The sequence below is a fragment of the Bradyrhizobium sacchari genome (assembly GCF_002068095.1).
GTDB lineage: Bacteria > Pseudomonadota > Alphaproteobacteria > Rhizobiales > Xanthobacteraceae > Bradyrhizobium > Bradyrhizobium sacchari.
This window is the reverse complement of sequence record NZ_LWIG01000012.1, coordinates 137764-159199: the sequence shown is the minus strand read 5'-3', so window position 1 is coordinate 159199 and position 21436 is coordinate 137764. Positions and strand designations below refer to the sequence as shown.

The following is a 21436-nucleotide window of genomic DNA, read 5'->3' as shown; positions in this document are numbered from 1 at the left end:
GGTGTCCTTGGTGGCGCTGGATTTCGTCAGCGTGCATCGCGGATTCTGGGACATGAGCGACGCCAGCGAGCGGGCGCTGTTTGCGGCCACGACAGATCTGATCATCGCCGAACCGCGCTTCCGGATCCCCAGCACGTTCCACTTCCTGGTGTCGGCGCACAATCCGCGCAACAAGATGATTCACAAGATCGCGGCGCCGGCCTATCAGGGGCGTTCGTCGTGGCCGACGTTCAATGTTGAGTTTGCGGATCGCATGCTGGACTTCGATGAAGCTTCAGGGAGCGATACCTATCGGACTTGCGCGCAGGGAATCTTGAAGGACATCCGGACCGCGACCGAGGTCCATGGCGGATATCAGGAGCTGATCTCGGAGCAGGGTCTGAAGTATCGCACCTGGGCCTACAAGGGCGCGGTGGCGCATTCCTGGTTTCCGCGCTTCCTGTCGGTCTGGAGGAGGGCGTATGGAACGCCGCTCCTCCAGTGGAATGATTGATCAGCGCTACCCCGCAGTCACGTCCACGAGTTCGCCGCCCTCTAGCACCTTGGCCGCCTTGGCGCGGTCGAGGTCGCCTTCCCAGGCCGCCACGACGACCGTCGCCACGCAGTTGCCGACGAGATTGCCGAGCGCGCGGGCCATGCCGATGAACCAGTCGACCGAGAGAACCAGGACGAGGCCGATTGCGGGAATGCTCGGCACCGCGTTCAGCGTTGCCGCCAGGATCACGATGGCTGAACCTGGCACGCCGTGCGCGCCCTTCGAGGTGATCAGGGAGACGCCGAGCACCAGCAGGAGATCGCCGAAGGAGAGCGGCGTGTTGGTCGCTTGTGCGATGAAGACGACGGCAAGCGTCAGGTAGATCGAGAAGGCATCGAGGTTGAAGGAATAGCCGGTCGGGATGACGAGTCCGACCACAGAATCCTTCACGCCCATGCGCTCCAGCTTCTTCATGATCTGGGGCAGCACGGCGTCCGAGGACGCCGTCGCGAGCACGATGGTCAGCTCCTCGCGGAGGTAGGCGAGAAACTTGAGGATGTTGATGCCCGCGAGCGCCATGACGCCGCCGAGCACGCCCAGCACGAAGATGCCGACCGAGATGTAGAACAGCATCACCAGAGAGACGAGCTGCTTCAAGGAGCCGACGCCATATTTGCCGACAGTGTAGGCGACCGCGCCGAGAACGCCGAGCGGCGCGACGCGGACGATCAGTCCCATGACACGAAACAGTACGGTCGAGGCCGCGTCGATGATGGAGGTTACGAGTGCACCCTTTTCGCCACCGACGAGCGCGAGGCCGACGCCGAACAGCACGGCGAAGAACAGCACCTGAAGCACGTCGTTGCGCGACAGCGCATCGAAGGAGGTGGTCGGGATCACGTTCATCAGGAAGGCACCGATGCCGCCGCCGGACAGCTTGTGGGCGTTGTCGGCATAGGTGTTGAGCGCCTTCGCATCCAGCGTCGAGGGATCGATGTTCATGCCGTGGCCGGGGCCGAAGAGATAAGCGAGAAGGAGGCCGACCACGAGCGCCACGGTTGTCATGACCTCGAAATAGACCAGCGCCTTGACGCCGACCCGCCCGACCTTCTTGAGGTCTCCGGCACCGGCGATGCCGTGGACGACGACGCAGAACACGATCGGCGCCACGATCATCGAGATCAGCTTCAGGAAGGCGTCGCTGAGGATCTTTAGCCCGATGGCGAAGTCAGGGACGGCCATCCCCAGGATGACGCCAAGCACCAGCGCGGCCAGGACCTGGACGAACAGCGAGGTGTAAAGCGGCTTCGGCTCGGCGGCGGGTGCCGCGACGATGGTCGACATGGTGGACTCCCCCTTTGACGCGTCTGGACGTCAAAAAGGAGCAACAACCGTGCCAGAATGTCGCGGCTGCGGCCGGGAAACCGGGCTATTCCGCCGCCTTCGCCGTCTTGCCGAACATCCGCGTCGGGGCCGGGAAGCCGCAGGAGGTGCCGTCGGTGACTTTGACCTGGTCTTCCCACGGCAGACGGAAGGTGCCGGCGACCATGTCCTGCATGAAGGTGTATGGGCAGTCCATTGCGCCGCCCTTCACCGCGACATAGCCGCGGTGCCAGAGCTGGTAGATGTTGTTCTCGACGCCCCAATTGATGCGGGCCTCGCGCACGAGGTCCGGCCGGACTTCGGCGGTGATGATCTCGTCGGCGCGGCCGGTGGTGCCGTGCGCCAGCACGGTGCCGTCGAAATTGACGATCATGCCTTCGCCCATGGAATCGAACGAGCCGTCCGAGCCGCACATGCAGACATTCGCGGTGATCATCAGGTTCTGGAATGAATTGGCCTGGTTGGTGAAGCGCCAGGCTTCGCGGATCGGCGCGGTGTAGCCGGCGGTGCGGATCATGATCTCGGCGCCCTTGTAGGCGCATTCGCGCGCCATCTCCGGGAACATGCCGTCATGGCAGATGATCAGCGCGATCTTCGCGCCCCTCGGCCCCTCGATCACGGGAATGCCGATATCGCCGGGCTCCCACGGCTCGACCGGAATCCAGGGATGGAGCTTGCGGTAGTAGAGCTTGATCTCGCCGTGGTCGTCGATGATCAGGCCGGAATTGTAGGGATTGCCGTGCGGGTTGAACTCCATGATGGAGAAGCAGCCCCAGATCTTGTTGTCGAGGCAGGCCTTCTTGAAGGCTGCGACTTCCGGGCCGTCGAGCCGGCACATGATCTCGGGATTGGTGTCCATTGAGAGGCCGTGCAGCGAATATTCGGGGAACACCACCAGATCCATGGTGGAGAGATTGCGGCGCGCCTTGCCCACCATCCAGACGATGCGTTCGGTCTGCATGGCCAGATCGGCCGAGGTCACGACATTCGGCAATTGCAGCTGCACAAGCCCGATGACCACGCCGTTGGGAGATTTGTTCAGCCCGCCAAGCCCGTTCATGAGTTGCTCCCTTGCCTGTCTGCGCTGCGTCGTTGCGCGCCGGATCCTGTCGCAAGAAGCAAATCCGATTTCGGCGAGGAGCTAAAGATTATTTTTCAGGCGATGGCGCAGTTGTGCGGCAGCAGGTGATCTCGTTAGGCGACAAGATCCAGCAGCCGACATGATCCGCGCACCAGCACCTTGCGTCCGGTGGCGGTCATGGCAGGCACGCCGTCATTCATGTCAACGAGGCCGAGCTTGATGAGGCTCTCGATGAGATAGGCCTTGGCAAAGCGACCGTTCGATACCGGGTTGCGAAGCGCCTTCAGCGCCTCCCACTGGTCGGATGAAAGATCGAAGTCGAAATCGTTGGTCATGTTGCCTCGGGCGATAGTCCGGTTCGCGAGGCCCCTGTTAGCGGCGCCGCATGAAGACCGTGCGACGACAATGAGTCGGGAATTCGGTCGGCTGTTTAGACCGCCTCTTCACAAATTGCCGCACTTCGTTGCGCCACAGGAGTTAAGATCGTTTGCGCACGAATATAGTCCTGTCATCCGATCACTAATTGATGATCCGCATTTGATGTTGCACTGCGAATTTCCGCGATGCACGGGAAGTGCCCCTGTCCCATTCTGCGTCGCGATATGCACAGAAATCATGAGGCAGGGGACTCAGGACTCTGTTACCTTGATTAGGGGAATGGCTTCACACGGCAGGAGTGGAGTGCATGAACAGGCTGGTGGAAATTCGCAGTCAGGAATCCCTGTGTCGCGAGCGCGCTGCGTTGGATTTGGAGCGCCGGGTGTTCTGGCTCGCGCAGGCCCAGGAGTGGGAGCAGCGCGCGCTCGACGAAATTGCGTATCACTTTCGTGAGTGCAATCTCGTCCAGGCCGAGTTGACCGCCGCCTGACGCGAGAGGTCGTCGTCTACTGATAGGTCGCCACAATGTCGGACACAGCGCGCTCGAGCTGCTGCGCGGTGGCGCATTGGCGAACGACGCTGCAGAAGGTCGCATAGCGCGGCATCTCGGAATCACCAAAGCCCCATGCGAGCCGCCCCTCGGGATTGAGCCAGACCAGCCGCTTCGAGCGCTCGGAGATGCGGCGCAGGATGTCCGCGCGCGGATCGAGATTGTTGCTGCGGGCGTCGCCAAGCACGATCACCGTGGTCTGCGGCGTCAGCGTGCTCATGAACTCCTTCTCGAAATCGACCAGCGATGAGCCATAGTCCGACGAGCCGAAGCCGACCTTGGACATGATCTCGGCCATCGCCTCTTCCGGCGACTTCGATTCCAGGATCTCGCTGACCTCGACCAGATGCGAGGAGAAGGCGAAGGAGCGGACGTCGTCGACGACCTCGTGCAGGGAGTGGATCAGCAGCAGGAAGAAATCGGAGACCTGCGCGACGGAGCCGGAGACGTCACAGAGCGCCACGATCCTCGGCCGGTCGCGGTGCTTGCGCTTCCACGCGGTGAGGAAGGGAACGCCGCCCCAGGCGGCGTTGCGGCGGAGCGTGCGGCGAACGTCGAGATGGCCGCGGCGCTGACGCTTGCGCGGCTTGGAATAGCGTTCACGTAAGCGGCGGGCGATCTGGCGGATCAGCGCGCGCATTTCGGCGACCTGGCGCCGCTCGATGCGGGCCAGCGGCGCATTGCGCAGGATCTCGTTGCGGAGGTTTTCGGCCTCTTCGCGGGCATAGAGCGCAAGCCCCTGCGAGACAGTATCGCGGACTAACTCGCGCAGAGCATCAAGTGCGGCGCGCAGACGCTCGGCGAGGGCGGGATTGGTGGCGGTCAGCTGATCGAGCTCGTCGCGTAGGCGCTGAAGGCCCATGGCATCGAGGATCCGGCTGGAGAAGATGCCGCGCTGCGTGGAATAGCGGATGTCGGACAGGGACGCGGCGCCGGCGGCACTGGCGAGCGCTGCCGCGATGGCATTGCGATCCTGCGACAGCAGCATCTGGGCGAGCGGGCCCAATTCCTGTTGCGGCGAGCCGCCGGCATCATTGGCTGCACCGGATGAGGAAGCTTGATCAGCCTCCTGTGCGCTACCTTGATCAGCGCCCTCGGGCTGCTCCTGCCGCGGCTCCGGTTGGCTGAAGAACAGATCAAAGCAATCGCCGAGTGCGAGCTTCTCGTCCTGGGATTTGGCAAGCGTCAGCAGCAGTGCGTCGCGCAGGATGATCCGGTCGGAAAATCCCACCTGCGACACCGCACGCATCGCATCGATGCTTTCGGCAGGCGAGACGTGGACGCCCACGCCACGCGCTGCCCGAAAGAAACGATGGAGATTCTCGCGCATCGGCGTCAACCGAAGACGTTGGACCGGGCTGCCTTGGCAATGAAGGTCGTCACCTGCGGTGTCGCCGCCTCGATGTCGGCCTCGTATTTCAGGAGCACGTTAAGGGTATCCTTGACGATATCCGTATCGAGCTCGGTCGCCTGCAGCAGCACCAGCACGCGGGCCCAGTCGATGGTCTCGCTGACGGAGGGCAGCTTTTTCAGGTCCAGCGAGCGGATTTCGTGGATGAAGCCGACCATCTGCCGGCGCAGCGTCTGCGAGATGCCGGGCACACGGCTTTCGACGATGCGCTCTTCCAGCCGCTGCTCGGGGAAGCCGATATGCAGATGCAGGCAGCGCCGCTTCAGGGCGTCGCCCAGGTCGCGCTCGCTGTTGGAGGTGAGGATCACCGTCGGCGGCGTGATCGCCGAGACGGTGCCGAGCTCGGGGATGGTGACCTGGAAGTCGGACAGGATTTCCAGCAGCAGCGATTCGAATTCGGCGTCCGACTTGTCGATCTCGTCGATCAGCAGGACGCAGCCGCCCGGCTGCTCCAGCGCCTGGAGCAGCGGCCGAGGTTCGACGAATTCCTTGGAGAAGAACACGTCGCCGAAATCGTGGAGCTGGTCGAGCGCAGCGTGCAGTGTCTGCGCGCCGCCCAGGACTTCGCCGAGCTTATCCTTGAGGATCTGCGTGTAGAGAAGCTGCTTGGCGTATTTCCACTCATAGAGCGCCTTGGCCTCGTCGAGACCTTCGTAGCATTGGAGGCGGATCATCTTCTTGCCGCGCCAGGCGGCGATCGCCTTGGCAAGCTCGGTCTTGCCGACACCGGCCGGGCCCTCGACCAGGATCGGCTTCTCGATCTGCTGCGACAAATAGACGGCGGTCGCGATCTGCCGGCTCGCGATATAGCCCTGCGCGGCGAGGCCGCTCTCCACTGCCTCGATCGAGGTCGAGGCCTTCTGATCAGCCACGAAATGGCGCTCCCAAAGGGTCTTGCTTGAGGCTTGTTCTGCCTGCGTTCCCGGCAAAGAACAAGCCTCGTTTGGGAGACATCAGATCCGCGTGAACGGCGTTTTTTCCGTTCAGCGCAAATAGTTGAGCGGTTCTCTAGGTCTTGCTCAGTGCCGCAACAGCCCCGGCTTGCGGATTGTCTGGCGGACCTCGGCGCCGCAATCGGCGCATTCATAGACGAAGTCGATCTTGGCAAGGCTCCAGTGCGGCTCGACCTCGCGCACATACATTGGCAGGAACCCCATGCAGGTAGGGCAAATCACAGGCGCGATTTCGATATCCTGATGATGCTGTACATAAGCTGGCATCTCGGCTCTCCTTCGCAGGCGACCACCAATCCCCGCGCGAAGGCTACCGCCGGTTGCCGCCGAGTCATCATCAACTCTTTCGAACAGAGGCGGAACGGCCGGCGTTTGTCATTCGCTGTGACATTCTTGTTACGTCTCTGTACTGTAACGGGCGGACCAAATGCCTATTTCTCCGGCCGATCCGCATTTCTCGGACCTTCACCACAACGATAAGGGAGCAACCCCATGACGCATGCCATCCGCTTTCACAAGACCGGCGGCCCCGAGGTTCTGGTCTGGGAGGAGGTCAGTGTCGGTAAGCCCGGACCTGGCGAGGCACGCATTCGCCACACGGCCGTCGGCCTCAACTTCGTCGACATCTACAACCGCTCGGGTCTTTATCCCGCGCAATTGCCGAGCGGGCTCGGCAGCGAGGCGGCCGGCGTGGTTGAAGAGGTTGGTCCTGGTGTGACCGATCTGAAGCCGGGCGATCGCGTCGCTTATGGTGCTTCGCCGCTCGGGGCCTATTCGGAAGCGCGGCTGATCCCCGCCGATCGTCTGCTGAAGCTGCCCGACGGGGTCGATGACAAGACCGCGGCGGCGATGATGCTGAAGGGACTGACGACACAGTACCTGATCCGGCAAACCTATCGGGTGAAGGCCGGTGATACCATCCTGCTCCATGCCGCGGCCGGCGGCGTCGGCCTCATCCTCAGCCAATGGGCCAAGCATCTCGGTGCAACCGTGATCGGCACCGTCAGCAACGACGAGAAGGCGAAGCTCGCCAAGGCGCATGGCTGTGATCATGTGATCATCTATACTCGCGAGGATTTCGTGAAGCGGGTCGACGAAATCACCGGCGGCAAGAAGGTGCCGGTGGTGTACGATTCCGTCGGCAAGGACACGTTCCTGAAATCGCTGGATTGCCTTGCACCGCTCGGCGTGGCTGCGCTGTTCGGCCAGTCCTCCGGCGCGGTCGAGCCGCTCAATCTCGGCCTGCTCGCCCAGAAGGGCTCGCTCTATGTCACGCGGCCTACGCTGTTCACCTATGCCGCCAAGCGCGAGAACCTGGTGGCGATGGCGGGCGAACTGTTCGACGTCGTCAAGTCGGGTGCGGTCAAGATCGAGGTACACCAGACATATCCGCTGAAGGACGCGGCCAAGGCGCACGCCGATCTCGCCGCGCGCAAGACGACTGGATCGACCGTTCTCCTGGTGTGATATTCGTCCGGACGTGATGCAGGACGCCTCGGCCTGCATCACGTCCGTTCGTGCTTGCGCAGGTCGCGGACGTGATCGAGGCGGATCGCCTGGAGGTCGACGTCCTCGGGCTCGATGTGTGGAAGGGCTGCCGCCGCCAGGATGGCCTCGGTCACGTCCTCGACCGAGTTCTCCACAATCTCGTGGATGAACGAGACGTTCTGATATTCACCCGAGGCGACGCGGGAGATGACCTCGCGCCGTGTGATTTCAGGATCGACGACAGCCTCGCGGCCGCGCCGCCCATAGTCGATCATCACGACGAAATACTGCATGAAACGGCCTGCCGCCCCCGGATCAGGGATGCGGCAGAGTATTTCTGAAAAGCAGAATTAAGTCAAGCGAGATTTCCAAAAATCGGAAATATTGGGCTCTACTTGCCCTTCTTGCGGGGGCGTGCGGACTTGGCGCGCAGCCGTTCGAGCTGCCCCTTGGGCATGGAAAGGCAGATTTCCCCGACCCAGTCGAGCTTGACGCCGACGATGGGCTTGGCGTTGAAACTGGTGAGATTGACGACGGAGGGGGATTTGCCCCGCTCGATGGTCTTCAGATAGCGCTCGCCGGTCTTGAGTCGGACCACAGCCTCTTCACCGTAGAAGCTCGACAGCGGGTGGCGCTGGTCCTTGTAGACCACGATCACGTCGCCGCTCTCATATTTGGGCAGCATCGAATCGCCGACGATCTCGAAGGCAACGGTCTCTTCCATGATCGGGAAGGGCAGCGCGATGTCGCCGAGACCTTCCGGCGGAACCTGCTCATAGTCCGGCTCGATCACTGCGCCGGCACCGACGCGGCCCATGATCGGCGCGAGGTTGAGCTCGAGATATTCCATAATCGGAATGATTTCCGAAGCCTTCACCAGGCGCTCGCCGCCGAGGATTTCCGACACCGCGCCGGGCCGCACGCCCATGGCGGCCGCCAGGCCGCCCTTGCTCTTGCCTGTCTTCTCCAGGCCCCGCTCGATCATCGCAACGTCCAACATGGTGATTCCCTCGATTGCCCATCGTCTCGCCCTCTTGTAATCCGAAATTCGGAATTGATGCAATTATGAATATCAGAATTTCTGCTTGACACTTACTTCGGAATACCGGAATGTGTGGTCCGCCTCCTGATCGTGCGATCGAAGGAGGCGCATCACAGGACAGCATCATGGAACCGGGCCAATGGCCGTCGGAGCATTCCGACGCGCTTCGCGACTATTTTCTCAAGGGAATGTCTTATGCCGAGATCGGAAGACAGATTAACGCAAGGTTTGGAACGGCTTACACGCGCAACGCCGTGGTCGGCCGCGCCAAGCGGCTCGGGCTCGTCATACCGGAATGGATGACAAGCCCGTCGATCGTGCCGCCTCTGCCGGGCGAGTCTCTGGTTCCGCCACGCCGCTCGGCATTGCCGAACCTGAACCTGCCGCCGAAGTCCGCAATGAAGCCTGCGGCGCTGGGCAGGTTGCGCTGCGTCGGCGTCCAGCCGCGTCTGATCGAACTGGCTGAACTCGAGGCGGCCGACTGCCGATATCCCTACGGCGGTGACAAGGACGGCGAGGAAATCACCTTCTGCGGCCATCCGCGCCAGCCGGGCTCCAGCTATTGCGCACCGCACGCACGCCTGACGCGCCGTTCCGGAGCTGCGGCCGTCCGCATCGCGGCTCCCGTCGTGCTGAGGCTGGTCTCCGCCGCTTGAAGCTGCACGGTCGTTCTATCTTGCAAGGAGTATCCGAGTGGCACGTCCACGACGTAACAAGTCCTACAAATTGGCGCAGATCTACGACCGGCGGTCGCGGGAGGTGCCGTTCAATGCCGCGGTGGCGGAGGTGGAGGTCGACAATCCACTCGCGCTCGATCCGGGCGAGAAGATCCTGGCCCTCCGGTCGCTCCGCAGCGATCCGCTTGGCCGGCTGCATGCCCACCACCAGATTGACGAGGCGCAATATCGCGGCGGGCGCGCCTTCCAGAATGATTGGGAGCGGGCAGAGCGGGGACCTCAGGCGGTGGATACAACCCGCGAATATGTCGACGGGACCGGCACGCGCGAGCCGGTCACCGAGAGCCAGCGACAGGCGGTGCTGCGGCTGAATCGGATCGAGCGCGAGCTCGGCACCGACGGTGCCGCGCTGGTGCACGACGTGCTGGTGCTGGGGCTGACCATGGATCAGATCGGGCAGCGCCGTGCCGTCCACACGCAGCGCTGGAACGATTATTTTGGGCGGCGGTTTCGCGAATGCCTGGACCGGCTGGCGCTGATCTACGGCTTCGCGACGGAGACGGGCGCAGGGCGTTCGGACCGGCGCCGATGAATGTGGCGCCGCCTGCGGTCTCGGCCGCAGGCGCGCCTGTCTACGACTTAGGGATGAGGTACAATCTGGTAGGGCGTCGTGTAAGGCTCGACACGGAGCGAGGCGTTGGCCAACAGCCCGATTTTGGCGGTCGGCGCCTGCTGCAATTCGCCGTTCGGGCCGCGATGCACGTTGTATTGCCAGACGGTGAGATCGCCTTTCTGTGCCAGCGCATGTGCAACGGCGCTCGCATCATTGCCGCCGAGTGCCTGCAGTTCCTCCGCCGACAATCCAACGATGATTTCGTCCTTGATGGTGACGATCTTGAACAGGTTCATCTTGGTCTCCTGCGCCCATGCGCCTTGTATCGAGAGGGTGAAAAGCGCGGCCGCGGCGCCCTTGATGAGATCGCAGCGAGAAAGCATACCGTCGTCCTTTGGTGCTGAGGCGCGCCCGAATCGATCAGTTCATCAGCCATGGCGCCCGTGATTTGCGTGGCCGTTTCGCAACGCTTTGTCGTTCGATCGTGAACAATGGTTCACGGGCGGGGATATTCCGGGAGTGGTGAACCTCGATGCGAAGAGGCGAGTCCAAGCCAAAAGCTCGAGGGGATACGTTGGATGAAAATCGCCGGGACTGTCTGCCTTCTCATCTCTGTCGTCGCCGCGGGCACCGCTGCGGCCGCAGATCCCTTCTACATCGGCACCTGGACATTCACGGCCGCCGTGGTCGCGCCGTGGGCCGATCCGCAGCGCAAGCCCGACAGCGCCGAGCGGGAGCGGCTGATGGGTAAGGCGGTCGTCCTGAAGGCAGGGGACATCTCGGGGCCGCGCCCCTTTGCCTGTGCCAAGCCGCAGTACAAGGTGATCGACTACGGCCCTGACATGATCTTCCAGGGCGCATTCGACGAGATGCAGCGTGTCGACAAGAAGTCCGATCCGAAGGCGCTTGCCGCCTCGCTCGGCTTCACCGGTGCGACAATCAAGACTTTGGAAACCGGCTGCGAGATCGACGTTCATTTCGTCGACGGTGCAACCGCCGAAGTGGGACTCAACAATTACGTGTATACGCTGAAAAAGCGCTAGACCGCCTTTGCCAATGCCCGTTCACGCCTGAAACAACGCGGAATACAGTGCGGATTGACGGCGATCGGCGCGGCATGCGTGATTGATGCTGCTTCTTGACGCAGGAGGGTGACGACGGCCCATATTCCTGTTATCCGGAATTGCGGTGGAGCGATGCAGGCGAAGCATCGCTAAGCCGGCCGGCGGGCTTGCCGGATGGGTTGTTCCTTGACATAATTGCAACCTCTTCGGTTGATGCCCGGATGTGTCGTTGAGCGTGCCGACCTGCCGGGGCGTCCGGCCAAGAGTTTGTGCTCGCGATGGCGTCCGGTTGTGGTGTCGGCTCTCGCGTGGACCCCGATGTCAGTTCAGGAAGGCCGATGCTTGTCATAGGTGCGAGATGAAGAACCTCAACTTCGCGGCTGAATTGCACCTCAAGCTCGGCGCACCTGCGACCGGCACCGTCGAAAGCCTGCGCCTGCTCCGCGCTTTTCTGAAGCTCGCGCCTCGACAGCGTTTCGAGGTGATCAAGCTCGTTGAAGACCTCGCCACCGAGGAAGCCCTTCCCGAGCACCCGTTGTCCTGAGCCGGTACGCCGGTCCGGCGCCTTTCCCCTGTTTCCTGCCCAAGCCGGTCGCCCCGGGGGTATTTGCTCCGACGTTCGCTGCTGGAAGGCGGTCCAGCAAGTGTGGTATTCAGGCAGGAAAAAGGGAGGAGTGTGACCATGATCGAACCGAAGCTCGAAGTTCCGGCCGAACTGCGTGACCTGGCCGAGAAGACAATTGACCAGGCAGAAAAAGCCTTCGGCATGTTTTTCGAAGCCGCGACGAAGTCGATGACGTCCGTTCCGGGAGCTGGGACGGAGGTGTCGAAGCAGGCGCTCGCTTTCACCGAACAGAATATGAAGTCGGCATTTGAACATGCACGCAAGCTCGTTCATGCCACCGATCTTCAGGAGGCGATGCGGATCCAGTCCGACTTCCTGCGCAGCCAGTTCACCAACGCCGGAGACCATATGCGGCAGATGACCGGCAGCTTCATGCAGTCGGGCAAGGGCAAGTCCTGAGTTCCGGGTTTGTCGGCCAAGTTGCCTGCAGATTCAGGTGCCTACAAATTGGTCTTGCGCCGCATGGAGATCCGCATTTCGATGCTGCCGCAGGTCCATGATGGGCCACCGAATGATGTCTCATTCGCCGTCCATCATCCTTTCTGCTGATCCCTGTCGGTCCTCCGGCAGGGATTTGCATTTGTGGCAGGNCCGCCTCTAAGGACGCAGTGATCCGATATATGCCGCGATGTCGCCGGCTTCGGTCCGGCTCAAGGGAAAGTTCGGCATCTTCGGATGCGGGTCGAGCAGGAAGAAGGCGAGCTTCTCCGAACTGAAGTCCGGCCGGCGTGCAACGGACGCAAAGGAGGGGACGTCGGCGCTGGCTGTCGCCTGGCCATTGGACACGACGTGGCAGCTTGCGCACCAGCGCTTGGCGAGGTCGGCGCCGTGATCGGCGTCGGCGGCGAGCGTGGAGGACACGCCCAGGCCCGAGGTCACTGCGAGGAGCAGGTAAATTCGTCTCAAATGCTGGGGCATGGGGCAACCTTCATGCGTTCGCCTGCGGCGGTGATCATCCGCAGCACGATCCCGGAAATTGCGAGAGATCGATACGGGCGATGATCGACCGCAGCAGCCTGCGGGTCGCACGATAGAGATGCCGCGCGAAGGACGGCGTTCTCGTCGCGGGCAGGCCGAGGCCTTTCGTATCAAGACTTTGGGTATAGTGCGACACGTGTCTCTCCGACGCTACACGGCCTTTCTAGCCTGCTGGTCCGGAGCTGCCTTGATCTGCCGCAAAGGCGCTCCCGGTCAGTAGTCGCCAGGGTTCATAATCATCGGACTCTTCGTATCGGCCGGGGCGAGCGCGCTGCTGGCGCTGTCACGCAGGAAGCGGTCGAGCGTCGCCTGGATCTTCTCCTTGACCGCATCAGGACCACGGTCGCTCATTTCGTTATGCTGCGCACCGGTATGGACGATGTCGATGCCGAGGGCCTTGGCTTCTTCCGGGCTCGGCAGCACGCCCGAGTCGGTGACGAAGTGCGGATCCTTGGAGCGGAACGACAGGATCTTCATGTTGTCGCTGAGGACGAAGGGCACCCGCAGATTGTCGAGCGTGATGACTTTCGAAACGAGTTCCGGATGCTGGTGGGCGACATACATCGAGACGTCGCCGCCGTTGGAATGCCCAACCAGGGTGATGTGGTCGTAGTCGACGTTCTCCTGCCGCCGCTTCAGTTCGCCCAGCGTGAAAAGGATGTTCGCCTCGCAGCGCATGTAGACTTCACGTCGGCCGACATATTGCTGGCCGACATGGGTCATCAGCGGCGGATCGCTCGGCAGGTCCTGCTGGATGCTGGCAACGAGATAGCCGCGTGCCGCGAGCACGTTGGCGAGGAAGGAATATTCGGTGGCTTTGACGGTATTGCCGTTGCTGATGATGGCAAGCGGCAGCTTCCAGAGACTGAGATTGGCCTTGGTCTCGTAATCGCGTCGCACCGCGATCTCGACCGAGATCGGCCGCTGGCGCGAGGCGTCGAAGAGGGTCAGAGTTTCGTGGCGGATGGCGAACCGGCTGACGACGAAATATTCGCCGACCCCGAGGACGCAAAAGAGCCCCAGGATTGCCACCACCCTCTTCATGATTCCGTCCCAATCACTTTCGACTGAAAATGGTCACTAGAAGCCCCGGATCGAGCGATCGTGAGCAGGTTACGGGATTAAATTTAGGAAAGTCTGTGCGCAAGACCGCAAAACGACTGCATGCCGGGTCCCGCTATGCGATGGACAATGAGCTAGAGGCAGCCGCCCCTGCCGCGTTCGGGACAGAGCCGGAATGCACTCGACAGCGTGAACAGGAAGCGCGGGCTACGGCGCTCGTTGTCAGGCGCCCGGTAGCTTAAGGGGATGGCCACGCCGAGATCGGCCTGCAGATCATCCGGCAGGAAGAATCGTACGCCGGCGCCGGTTGACGTCAGCGACAGGCCGTCGCTCAGCCGGTAGCCGTCGTTCCAGACCGCCCCGGCGTCGCCGAAGGCGTAGAGCTGATAGCCGGTCCAGTAACGAAAATTGAGCTTCTGATCGAAGCGCAGCTCGAGCGAGCCGGCAAGACCGTTGTCGCCGCTGATCTCGGCTGCGCCATAGCCCCGGCCGAAAGCTGCGCCGCCGAGATAGAATTGCTGCGAGGTGAAGAGCGGCCGCGATGCCGTCTGACTCGCCGCGGAAAGCTTGAGCGACCAGGCGTCGTTGAGCGTCTGGTAGCGCGTGAACCAGAGGTTCAGCACCGAGAAGTTCGACGAAGCGCCGTCACGCGACAATAGATCGTCGTCGAAATGTGAGGCGCCGAAGACGTCGAGGCCCTGGCGGTAGGTCAGCGTCGCAAAGCTGGTGCCGCCGAAGCGATCCTGGAGCCGGTAGTCGGCGGTCAGGCTCGCGGTCCTGATGTGGTCGTTGTACCAGGGGCCGTAGCGGTCGTGCTCTGAAACGTTGCTGAAGGACCCGGCCAGGGTGAGCGTCATTGCCGAGGATTGCGAGATGAAGGGCACGGTGCTGGCCCGCACCTCGAAAGCTTCGGTCGTGGTGATGTCGCTGTCGAGACGGCGCGCATCGCCGGGCCGGACCGCGCTGTAGAGAACGGACGCGCCGAGACGCACGCCGTCAACGCCGACGGGCGCGTCATAGGACAGCCGAGCAAAGCCGAGCTCGCGCGGGTCGTTGGCAATCGTCGACAGGTTGACCGCCAGCGTGTCGCCGGGCGTAAGGTAGGAGTTGAATGCGCCGGTCGCATAAGTCTGCCACGGGCCGACCGAGGACGAGCCGAGATTGTCCAGACCGAACGATGTGAAGACGTGCCAGGACTTCAGATGGACAATAAGGCGGAAGCGACCGGTCGCGCCGCCGATCTCTTCCAGCGTCGTATCGGTGATGCGGACGCCCGGCCTGCCGTTGATGAGGAAGAGCTGGCGTTCCAGCGTAGCCAGGCGCGACGGCTGCTCGGCGAGAACCGGTCCGAGCATCGGTCTCACGCCGAACTGCTCGGCGCCGTCACCTTTCAAGTTGGCCTGCACGATGGTGCCTTCGATCACCTGGATCCGGACGCGGCCATCGGCAATGTCCTGCGGCGGCACGATGGCCCGGCTGAGGTGGAAACCATCGGCGCGATAGAGATCGCTGATCGCGCCGGCGATCGCGGCGAGATCGGCCTGTGAGACCTTCTTGCCGAGATAGGGTTGATAGACCGCGATGATACGATCGCGAGGGATGGCATGAGCACCGGTGACGTTGATGCCGCGCAGCACGAATTGCGGCTTGGTATCACCGCCCGTATTGGCCTGGTTCACCGTCGGCAGCCTGACCGGAGGCCGGCTCAGCGTTTCCCGTTCGGTTTGGTTTTCAAAGTATTTCTCGGGCTGGCGAGGATCAAAGCCCGGCTGGTTCGCCTGTTGTGCGAATCCCTGCGGTACTCCCGCAAAAATCGGTACCAGCAACGCCAATGCGGTAATGAGATGCCGCTTCGCGGCGCGCACAACGAACCTCTCTCCGTAGTTTGACGGAGCGATCGCCACAGGGAGGTAAGGGTCCGTTAGCCGCATGATTTTTCTTAGGTTTTTATGGTCAATGAATGGTTAATGCGGCAATTCCACTGACCTCTTCCTGCTAATCCTCTCTTGAGTGATTTCGGATACGCCTCAGGCCCAGACGTAACGCGGACTGAGGATCGTGATGCTCGGCAGAACTGGAATGCGGTGCGCCTTCGTGGCGGCGCTGACCCTGGGAATGACTTCCGGCGCGTTCGCCGCGGACGATGGTGTCTGGTCGGTCAGCAAGGCTACCGGGGAGGTTTGGCTCGCGACCGATGCGGCGCAGCAGGTCTCGCTGAACGAGGAAGCGACCCTCAAGCCCGGCAACACCATTCGCACCGGACGCAATGGCCGGGTGCTGCTCGTTCGCGGCGAGGAGACGATCCTGATCTCCCCCAATTCCGTTGTCGGCCTGCCGGCCGAGAAGAAGGAGGGGCTTTCGACCACGATCATCCAGCAGGCGGGCTCGATCCTGCTCGAAGTCGAGAAGCGCAACGTCAAGCATTTCGAGGTCGAGACGCCCTATCTCGCCGCCGTGGTCAAGGGAACGCAGTTCAGTGTGACTGTTGCTGCGGGCAGCACCAAAGTCGGCGTGCTGCGCGGCCAGGTCGAGGTCTCCGACTTCAAGACCGGACAGATCGCCCAGGTCATGCCGGGACAAACGGCTGCCACCTTCGAGCACGGGAAGCTCGGTCTCAGCCTGAGCGGCGTCGGCACTTTCAATCCGGTCGAGCAGGGCAAGCCGCGCGCCTCGACGATTGAGCGAATTCCAGTTCCGAGGTCAGGACTATCGGCGCCGCGCAATGCGGCAAATGGCCATGCGATCCATGCGCTTGGTCCGATCGACAAGGGTAACAAGGTCGCCGGTGCGCTGAAGCAAGTCCAGCAGGGTGGCGGGGCTCATGCAGCCAAGGCCGGCGTCGTGCGCATATCGAGCTCACTCGGCGAGGTCAAGCTGAATGTCCAGAGGGTGACGAACGGACTCGCCCACGGCGCCGTTGAAGGGGGGCGCGTGCGCAACGCGAATGCCAGCACCGGGACCGAAACGGTCTGGAGCGACACGAAGGCGAGCACGACGACCACGGCCGCCAACAGCTCCAACGTAACGGCACTCAGCAGCAGTGCAGGCGGGGCCAGTGCCACATCCGCGTCTTCGAGTGCGACCACGACCGTCGCGACCACCGCTGGCTCAACCAGCGATGCGTCGAAAGGCAATAACGGAAACAACGGCAACGGTAACGGTAACAGCGGTAGCAACGGTAATAGCGGCAGCAACGGCTACAGCGGAGCCACGGGCAACGGCCGAGGCAACAACGGCAACGGCTACGGAAACGGCGGCGGTAACGGCAGCAACGGCCATGGCAACGCCTACGGGCACAACAGACACTGAGACGATATCCAAGGGGATGGGGCGCACCCGCTGAGCCGAGTGCGCGGGAGGATCGGGTGAAACGTTATCGGCCGCATATCCTGGTCGTGATCGCGCTGGCCGTCGTGCTGTCCACGGGATGGCACGGTGCGCTTCGCAACGCTCTCACCGACCTCAGGTTCGCCTGGCAATCGCGTGCGGCGGGCGGCAACGTCGTCGTGGTCGCCATCGACGCGCCTTCGATCGACCAGATCGGGGTGTGGCCCTGGCCGCGCAGGCTCCACGCCGAACTGTTGCGCAGGCTCGAGGCGGCGGGTGTGCAGGACGTCGCTTTCGACGTCGATTTCAGCACGCCGTCGGATCCGGCCTCCGATGAGGCTTTCGTCAAGGCGCTTCGGGACGTCGGCGGTTCGACGATCCTGCCATCCTTCAAGCAGTCGACGTCGAATGGTGGCGCGGTTCACGTCAATCGTCCCCTGAAACCGTTCAGCAATCAGTCGTGGCCGGCCGTGGTCAATGTCGCGGTTGAATCCGATGGGCTCGTTCGCCGTTATCCGGTCAGCGAGAAATTCGGTGACGCCTTGATGCCGTCGATGGCTGTCGTGCTGGCGGGGCAGGACGCCACCCGGCGGCCTCCCTTCCTGATCGACTTCGGCATCCGGGCGGCCTCCATCCAGCGCGTCTCCTATGTCGACGTGATGCGCGGCGATACTGCGGCTCTCGACAAGCTGAGAGACAAGAAGATCATCGTCGGCGCCACGGCACTCGAACTCGGCGACCGCTTCAGCGTTCCAAATGGCGGCATCGTCTCGGGGCCCGTCCTCCAGGCGCTGGCGACGGAATCGATCCTCCAGAACCGGATGCTGCGCTGGACCTCCGATGTCGGTATGATCCTGGGCCTGGGTGCGCTCTGCCTGTTGATGTTGTATTCGTGGCGCCGCTTCGCGCCGGGATTACGCGTCGCAATCCTCGTCGCAACTGGAGCGGCCGTCGAACTGATCGCGGTCCTTGTGCAGGCAAGATGGCCATTTGTCATCGACACATCGCTGCTCCACATCGCGATCATCGCCTATCTGACCGCGATCGCGCTCGATGAGATCGATTTCCGCAGCCTGTTGGGACGCATCGCCGAGAGCCGCTTTCATCGCATCGCGATGTCGCTCGGCGATGGTCTCGTCTGCACCGATGCGGATCACCGGATCACGGTCTGGAATCCCGGCGCGAGCGCGATCTTCGGCTACATGCCGGCCGAGATCATCGGCCGCCCGTTCGAAACACTTTGTGCTGTGCCGGCGGATGGCGATGCGAGACCGTCCATGGGCGATGCGGCCCGCCGGGCTTTGCTGGTCCCCGGCGGGGCCGTCGTCGTCGAGTTCGAAGGCCGACGCAAGAATGGTGAGACCTTCCCGGTCGAGGCGAGCTTCTCCGGCTGGCAGGGAACGGACGGGTTCCAGTATGGCGCGATCCTGCGCGACATCTCGGTCCGCAAGCGCGAGGCCGAACGCGTCAGGTATCTCGCCGAACATGACGCGCTGACAGGCCTCGCCAATCGCAACATGCTGCACGCGGGCCTCACTGGTCTGATTGCCGCGGCGGAGCAGCGGCCTTCCGACGTCGCGCTCCTCGTGCTCGGGCTCGACGGCTTCCAGCAGATCAACGACATGCTCGGGCATTCAGCCGGCGATCTCGTCCTGAGGGCGGTCGCCGACCGCCTTCGTACCGAAGTCGATGGTAAGGCGATCGTTGCCCGGCTTGGCGGTGACGAATTCGCCATCGCGCTCGACTGTACGGAAGCTGGCGAGCCGATTGCAGAATTCGCCGGCCGGATCGCCGGCGTGTTCGAAGCGCCTCTTGCAACGGGCACACGGCAGCATCGCGTGCGGATCAGCATCGGCGTTGCCGTCTATCCTGACGGCGGGCAGAATGCGGACGACCTCCTGAGCAACGGCCATCTGGCCCTGAGCCGCGCGAAGGCGACGCGGCGCGGCAGCCACGTGATCTTCGAGAGCGCAATCAGGCAGGAGCTGGAGAACCGGCTCACGCTGGAGAGCGAACTGGCGCTTGCCGCAGATCGCGGCGAGTTCGAACTGTTCTACCAGCCCCAGGTTCGCCTGGTCGACGGCAGCCTGGTCGGGGCCGAAGCGCTCATCCGTTGGCGACATCCGGTGCGGGGCTACGTCTCGCCCGGTGAGTTCATGCCGGTGGTCAATACCTCGGCCCTGTCCGATCGAATCGGAAACTGGGTGATGGAAACCGCCTGTCGGCAGGCGCGTGCGTGGGAATTGTCCGGCAACAGCGTACGCGTTGCGATCAATCTCTCGCCCTCTCAGCTTGATTCCGGCGATCTCGCGCATTCGGTTGCGGCACTGCTCGAGGCGACGGGATTGACGCCGTCGCTGCTCGAGCTCGAGGTCACTGAAGACATCCTGCTGCACGACGAACGCCGCGTGCTCGACATGTTCAAGCGGATCCAGCAGCTCGGCGTCCGGGTCCTGTTCGATGATTTCGGCACCGGTTACGCGAGCCTGAGCTATCTGAAGAAGTTTCCGCTTGACGGGCTCAAGATCGATCGTTCGTTCGTGCTCGATTTGCTGACCGATTCCGACGACGCGGCGATCGTCGGCTCGACCATCGGCCTCAGCAAGCAGCTCGGGCTCACGGTCGTGGCCGAAGGCATCGAGAACCGGGCTACAGCCGATTTCCTCGTCAGCATGGGGTGCGAGGAAGGTCAGGGATATTTCTTCGGCCGTCCGATGCCCGTCGAGGCATTCGAGCAGCAGTTCCAGGCGACCGGCTACGACGCCGTCAGCGCTGCCTGAAGGGGCTGGTTTCGATTCTAACGCCGGCGCGCGACGGCAATCCCAAACAGGAAAGCAACGAACAGGCTGGCCAAGGGCGCCTCGCGGGTAATGGCGGCAACAGTCGAGAGCGGCTGGCCGGGCTTTCGAGCTTCGTCTATCGCGGCGGTGAGGCGATCGACCGCCGCGTGCAGGCCGCCCGCGACCTCGCCGATCGTGCGCGATACGTCGGTCGCGGCGTCGAGGGCACGCTCGCCGACACCAGGTTGCGGATTGGTCTGCGGTATCTCCGTGCTCAAGCTTGCGACCTCCAGACCCGACGAAGCGATGGAGGCCGGCACCTTTGGCTATCCGCGCGAGCGCTCGTTTTGAACAGCGGGTCCGACGACCTTTGGCTATCCGCGACAGGCGCCGTAATTGACGGCGGGTACCGGCCTTGGATGGGCAATTCGGCGCGCGGGCTTTTGTTCCAGACGGGAGGCGGGGCGCGATCCCCGTGAAACGACGGATGCGAATCTCTGTTAGGCTGGCGGCAGCCTTGCTGATCACAGGAGACCGCCGTGACCGATCGGACCATGACGGACCGAGCCCGGCGCATCGCCTTGCTCGGCGCTCCCATCGACATGGGAGCATCACAGCGCGGCACTCTGATGGGGCCCGCGGCGCTGCGGACCGCGGGCCTTGCGACATTGCTCGAGAGCCTGGATCTTGAAGTCGTCGATTACGGCGATCTCTCCGCGGCCGAGGTCGGGGATCTCGCCGACAGGCCGCCTGAAAAGGCCAATCACTACCGCGAAATCCAGCGCTGGACGCGCGTGCTGAGCCGCAGAGGCTACGAAATCGCGAAAGCCGGTGCGCTGCCGATCTTCCTCGGCGGCGATCACACCCTGTCGATGGGCTCGGTCAACGCCATGGCGCGTCACTGGCAGGAGCGCGGACGGGATCTGTTCGTGCTCTGGCTCGACGCGCATGCTGACTACAATACGCCGGAAACAACGATCACGGCGAACATGCACGGCATGTCGGCGGCGTTTCTGTGCGGCGAGCCGGGTCTCGATGGCCTGCTCGGCGATGACCCGCGTGCGTCGATCGATCCCGACAGGCTGGATCTGTTCGGCGCGCGTTCGATCGACAAGCTCGAAAAAGAGCTGATGCGTTCGCGTCGGATCAGGGTTGTCGACATGCGCCAGATCGATGAGTTCGGTGTCGCAGTGCTGATCCGGCGCGTGATCGAACGCGTCAAGTCATGCAACGGTGTGCTGCATGTCAGTTTCGACGTCGATTTCCTTGATCCCTGCGTAGCACCGGGCGTCGGCACGACAGTCCCGGGCGGGGCGACCTATCGTGAGGCCCATCTGATCATGGAGCTGCTACACGATTCCGGTGTGGTCGGATCGGTCGACATCGTCGAGCTCAATCCGTTCCTCGACGAGCGGGGCCGCACGGCGCGGACGGCGGTCGAGCTGATCGGCAGCCTGTTTGGGCAGCAGATCACCGATCGGCCGACGCCGAGCAACGCGATCGCTCCGGGGGAGTGAACCGGCTGGGCCGTGCTTGTGCGCTGCAAGGA

At 62.9% G+C, this 21436-nt stretch carries 24 protein-coding genes and 1 pseudogene; 11 read left to right on the top strand and 14 right to left on the bottom strand.

Translation table 11 applies throughout. The features are described 5' to 3' along the window. Positions 1-493 (top strand): annotated as a pseudogene (locus A5906_RS44495) (hypothetical protein); the annotation flags it as partial. 6 nt (positions 494-499) lie between these two features. Here the strand turns inward: A5906_RS44495 and A5906_RS15945 are convergent. The 3 genes from A5906_RS15945 to A5906_RS15935 all read right to left on the bottom strand — a co-directional run bounded on the left by A5906_RS15945 (position 500) and on the right by A5906_RS15935 (position 3274). After that, positions 500-1819 carry a dicarboxylate/amino acid:cation symporter gene (locus A5906_RS15945; protein ID WP_080136336.1) on the bottom strand — a complete coding sequence of 440 codons (1320 nt, stop codon included), beginning with the start codon at positions 1817-1819 and terminating at the stop codon, positions 500-502. Positions 1820-1904: 85 nt separating this feature from the next. Further along, on the bottom strand, positions 1905-2918 hold the full coding sequence (locus A5906_RS15940; RefSeq protein WP_080136335.1) for a formamidase: 1014 nt from the start codon (positions 2916-2918) through the stop codon (positions 1905-1907). 134 nt (positions 2919-3052) lie between these two features. Beyond that, complete coding sequence (locus A5906_RS15935) at positions 3053-3274, bottom strand: hypothetical protein (protein WP_080136334.1); 222 nt, start codon at positions 3272-3274, stop codon at positions 3053-3055. A gap of 350 nt (positions 3275-3624) precedes the next feature. On the opposite strand from A5906_RS15935, the gene A5906_RS15930 reads away from it, so the two are divergent. After that, a complete protein-coding gene (locus tag A5906_RS15930) occupies positions 3625-3807 on the top strand; it encodes a hypothetical protein (RefSeq protein WP_080136333.1) in 183 nt (60 codons plus the stop codon). A gap of 16 nt (positions 3808-3823) precedes the next feature. On the opposite strand, the gene A5906_RS15925 is transcribed toward A5906_RS15930, so the two are convergent. The 3 genes from A5906_RS15925 to A5906_RS15915 all read right to left on the bottom strand — a co-directional run bounded on the left by A5906_RS15925 (position 3824) and on the right by A5906_RS15915 (position 6498). Further along, entirely contained in the window at positions 3824-5197 is a 1374-nt protein-coding gene (locus A5906_RS15925; RefSeq protein WP_080136553.1) for a vWA domain-containing protein, read from the bottom strand. Between the two features lie 5 nt (positions 5198-5202). Beyond that, the gene (locus A5906_RS15920) at positions 5203-6150 is read right to left on the bottom strand and encodes an AAA family ATPase (RefSeq protein ID WP_080136332.1); all 948 of its coding nucleotides are present in this window, start codon (positions 6148-6150) and stop codon (positions 5203-5205) included. A gap of 147 nt (positions 6151-6297) precedes the next feature. Then, a complete protein-coding gene (locus A5906_RS15915; RefSeq protein WP_080136331.1) occupies positions 6298-6498 on the bottom strand; it encodes a hypothetical protein in 201 nt (66 codons plus the stop codon). Between the two features lie 225 nt (positions 6499-6723). Here A5906_RS15915 and A5906_RS15910 point away from each other — a divergent pair, with 225 nt between their 5' ends. Next, entirely contained in the window at positions 6724-7698 is a 975-nt protein-coding gene (locus A5906_RS15910) for a quinone oxidoreductase family protein (protein ID WP_080136330.1), read from the top strand. Between the two features lie 38 nt (positions 7699-7736). Here the strand turns inward: A5906_RS15910 and A5906_RS15905 are convergent, their stop codons facing one another. Both A5906_RS15905 and A5906_RS15900 read right to left on the bottom strand, forming a co-directional pair. Next, positions 7737-8012 (bottom strand): hypothetical protein, encoded by a 276-nt coding sequence (locus tag A5906_RS15905; RefSeq protein ID WP_080136329.1) that lies wholly within the window; start codon positions 8010-8012, stop codon positions 7737-7739. Between the two features lie 98 nt (positions 8013-8110). Then, positions 8111-8719 (bottom strand): S24 family peptidase, encoded by a 609-nt coding sequence (locus A5906_RS15900; RefSeq protein ID WP_018644790.1) that lies wholly within the window; start codon positions 8717-8719, stop codon positions 8111-8113. 167 nt (positions 8720-8886) lie between these two features. Here A5906_RS15900 and A5906_RS15895 point away from each other — a divergent pair, with 167 nt between their 5' ends. Both A5906_RS15895 and A5906_RS15890 read left to right on the top strand, forming a co-directional pair. After that, entirely contained in the window at positions 8887-9417 is a 531-nt protein-coding gene (locus A5906_RS15895; RefSeq protein WP_080136328.1) for a GcrA family cell cycle regulator, read from the top strand. A 37-nt stretch (positions 9418-9454) separates the two neighbouring features. After that, positions 9455-10030, top strand: a complete 576-nt coding sequence (locus A5906_RS15890; RefSeq protein WP_080136327.1) for a hypothetical protein — start codon at positions 9455-9457, stop codon at positions 10028-10030. A gap of 47 nt (positions 10031-10077) precedes the next feature. Here A5906_RS15890 and A5906_RS15885 read toward each other — a convergent pair whose 3' ends face one another. Beyond that, positions 10078-10434 carry a hypothetical protein gene (locus A5906_RS15885; RefSeq protein WP_080136326.1) on the bottom strand — a complete coding sequence of 119 codons (357 nt, stop codon included), beginning with the start codon at positions 10432-10434 and terminating at the stop codon, positions 10078-10080. A 195-nt stretch (positions 10435-10629) separates the two neighbouring features. Here A5906_RS15885 and A5906_RS15880 point away from each other — a divergent pair, with 195 nt between their 5' ends. The 3 genes from A5906_RS15880 to A5906_RS15870 all read left to right on the top strand — a co-directional run bounded on the left by A5906_RS15880 (position 10630) and on the right by A5906_RS15870 (position 12139). Next, positions 10630-11094, top strand: coding sequence for a hypothetical protein (locus A5906_RS15880; protein ID WP_080136325.1), 465 nt, complete (start codon positions 10630-10632; stop codon positions 11092-11094). Between the two features lie 379 nt (positions 11095-11473). Beyond that, entirely contained in the window at positions 11474-11659 is a 186-nt protein-coding gene (locus tag A5906_RS43045) for a hypothetical protein (RefSeq protein WP_018644785.1), read from the top strand. 138 nt (positions 11660-11797) lie between these two features. Further along, positions 11798-12139 (top strand): phasin, encoded by a 342-nt coding sequence (locus A5906_RS15870; protein ID WP_080136324.1) that lies wholly within the window; start codon positions 11798-11800, stop codon positions 12137-12139. A gap of 198 nt (positions 12140-12337) precedes the next feature. On the opposite strand, the gene A5906_RS15865 is transcribed toward A5906_RS15870, so the two are convergent. The 4 genes from A5906_RS15865 to A5906_RS15855 form a co-directional block, all read right to left on the bottom strand. Then, positions 12338-12658, bottom strand: coding sequence for a c-type cytochrome (locus tag A5906_RS15865; RefSeq protein WP_080136323.1), 321 nt, complete (start codon positions 12656-12658; stop codon positions 12338-12340). A gap of 34 nt (positions 12659-12692) precedes the next feature. Continuing rightward, entirely contained in the window at positions 12693-12854 is a 162-nt protein-coding gene (locus tag A5906_RS42560; protein WP_161495396.1) for a hypothetical protein, read from the bottom strand. A gap of 77 nt (positions 12855-12931) precedes the next feature. Further along, positions 12932-13762 carry an alpha/beta hydrolase gene (locus tag A5906_RS15860; protein ID WP_080136322.1) on the bottom strand — a complete coding sequence of 277 codons (831 nt, stop codon included), beginning with the start codon at positions 13760-13762 and terminating at the stop codon, positions 12932-12934. Positions 13763-13914: 152 nt separating this feature from the next. After that, the gene (locus A5906_RS15855; RefSeq protein WP_080136321.1) at positions 13915-15711 is read right to left on the bottom strand and encodes a ShlB/FhaC/HecB family hemolysin secretion/activation protein; all 1797 of its coding nucleotides are present in this window, start codon (positions 15709-15711) and stop codon (positions 13915-13917) included. 130 nt (positions 15712-15841) lie between these two features. Here A5906_RS15855 and A5906_RS15850 point away from each other — a divergent pair, with 130 nt between their 5' ends. Together A5906_RS15850 and A5906_RS15845 are read left to right on the top strand one after the other, a co-directional pair. Continuing rightward, positions 15842-17089, top strand: coding sequence for a FecR domain-containing protein (locus tag A5906_RS15850; RefSeq protein WP_080136320.1), 1248 nt, complete (start codon positions 15842-15844; stop codon positions 17087-17089). A 56-nt stretch (positions 17090-17145) separates the two neighbouring features. Continuing rightward, positions 17146-19887, top strand: a complete 2742-nt coding sequence (locus A5906_RS15845; protein ID WP_080136319.1) for an EAL domain-containing protein — start codon at positions 17146-17148, stop codon at positions 19885-19887. A gap of 17 nt (positions 19888-19904) precedes the next feature. Here the strand turns inward: A5906_RS15845 and A5906_RS15840 are convergent, their stop codons facing one another. Next, the gene (locus A5906_RS15840; RefSeq protein ID WP_080136318.1) at positions 19905-20165 is read right to left on the bottom strand and encodes a hypothetical protein; all 261 of its coding nucleotides are present in this window, start codon (positions 20163-20165) and stop codon (positions 19905-19907) included. A gap of 261 nt (positions 20166-20426) precedes the next feature. On the opposite strand from A5906_RS15840, the gene rocF reads away from it, so the two are divergent. Continuing rightward, a complete protein-coding gene (gene rocF / locus A5906_RS15835; RefSeq protein ID WP_080136317.1) occupies positions 20427-21404 on the top strand; it encodes an arginase in 978 nt (325 codons plus the stop codon). Positions 21405-21436 lie beyond the last annotated feature (32 nt).

What these genes read in the sequence shown, in the direction of transcription:
- A5906_RS15945 (WP_080136336.1), bottom strand. Translation starts at nt 1,819, where the DNA reads ATGTCGACCATCGTCGCGGCACCCGCCGCCGAGCCGAAGCCGCTTTAC.
- A5906_RS15940 (WP_080136335.1), bottom strand. Translation starts at nt 2,918, where the DNA reads ATGAACGGGCTTGGCGGGCTGAACAAATCTCCCAACGGCGTGGTCATC.
- A5906_RS15935 (WP_080136334.1), bottom strand. Translation starts at nt 3,274, where the DNA reads ATGACCAACGATTTCGACTTCGATCTTTCATCCGACCAGTGGGAGGCG.
- A5906_RS15930 (WP_080136333.1), top strand. Translation starts at nt 3,625, where the DNA reads ATGAACAGGCTGGTGGAAATTCGCAGTCAGGAATCCCTGTGTCGCGAG.
- A5906_RS15925 (WP_080136553.1), bottom strand. Translation starts at nt 5,197, where the DNA reads ATGCGCGAGAATCTCCATCGTTTCTTTCGGGCAGCGCGTGGCGTGGGC.
- A5906_RS15915 (WP_080136331.1), bottom strand. Translation starts at nt 6,498, where the DNA reads ATGCCAGCTTATGTACAGCATCATCAGGATATCGAAATCGCGCCTGTG.
- A5906_RS15910 (WP_080136330.1), top strand. Translation starts at nt 6,724, where the DNA reads ATGACGCATGCCATCCGCTTTCACAAGACCGGCGGCCCCGAGGTTCTG.
- A5906_RS15905 (WP_080136329.1), bottom strand. Translation starts at nt 8,012, where the DNA reads ATGCAGTATTTCGTCGTGATGATCGACTATGGGCGGCGCGGCCGCGAG.
- A5906_RS15900 (WP_018644790.1), bottom strand. Translation starts at nt 8,719, where the DNA reads ATGTTGGACGTTGCGATGATCGAGCGGGGCCTGGAGAAGACAGGCAAG.
- A5906_RS15895 (WP_080136328.1), top strand. Translation starts at nt 8,887, where the DNA reads ATGGAACCGGGCCAATGGCCGTCGGAGCATTCCGACGCGCTTCGCGAC.
- A5906_RS15885 (WP_080136326.1), bottom strand. Translation starts at nt 10,434, where the DNA reads ATGCTTTCTCGCTGCGATCTCATCAAGGGCGCCGCGGCCGCGCTTTTC.
- A5906_RS15880 (WP_080136325.1), top strand. Translation starts at nt 10,630, where the DNA reads ATGAAAATCGCCGGGACTGTCTGCCTTCTCATCTCTGTCGTCGCCGCG.
- A5906_RS43045 (WP_018644785.1), top strand. Translation starts at nt 11,474, where the DNA reads ATGAAGAACCTCAACTTCGCGGCTGAATTGCACCTCAAGCTCGGCGCA.
- A5906_RS15870 (WP_080136324.1), top strand. Translation starts at nt 11,798, where the DNA reads ATGATCGAACCGAAGCTCGAAGTTCCGGCCGAACTGCGTGACCTGGCC.
- A5906_RS15865 (WP_080136323.1), bottom strand. Translation starts at nt 12,658, where the DNA reads ATGCCCCAGCATTTGAGACGAATTTACCTGCTCCTCGCAGTGACCTCG.
- A5906_RS15860 (WP_080136322.1), bottom strand. Translation starts at nt 13,762, where the DNA reads ATGAAGAGGGTGGTGGCAATCCTGGGGCTCTTTTGCGTCCTCGGGGTC.
- A5906_RS15855 (WP_080136321.1), bottom strand. Translation starts at nt 15,711, where the DNA reads ATGCGGCTAACGGACCCTTACCTCCCTGTGGCGATCGCTCCGTCAAAC.
- A5906_RS15850 (WP_080136320.1), top strand. Translation starts at nt 15,842, where the DNA reads ATGCTCGGCAGAACTGGAATGCGGTGCGCCTTCGTGGCGGCGCTGACC.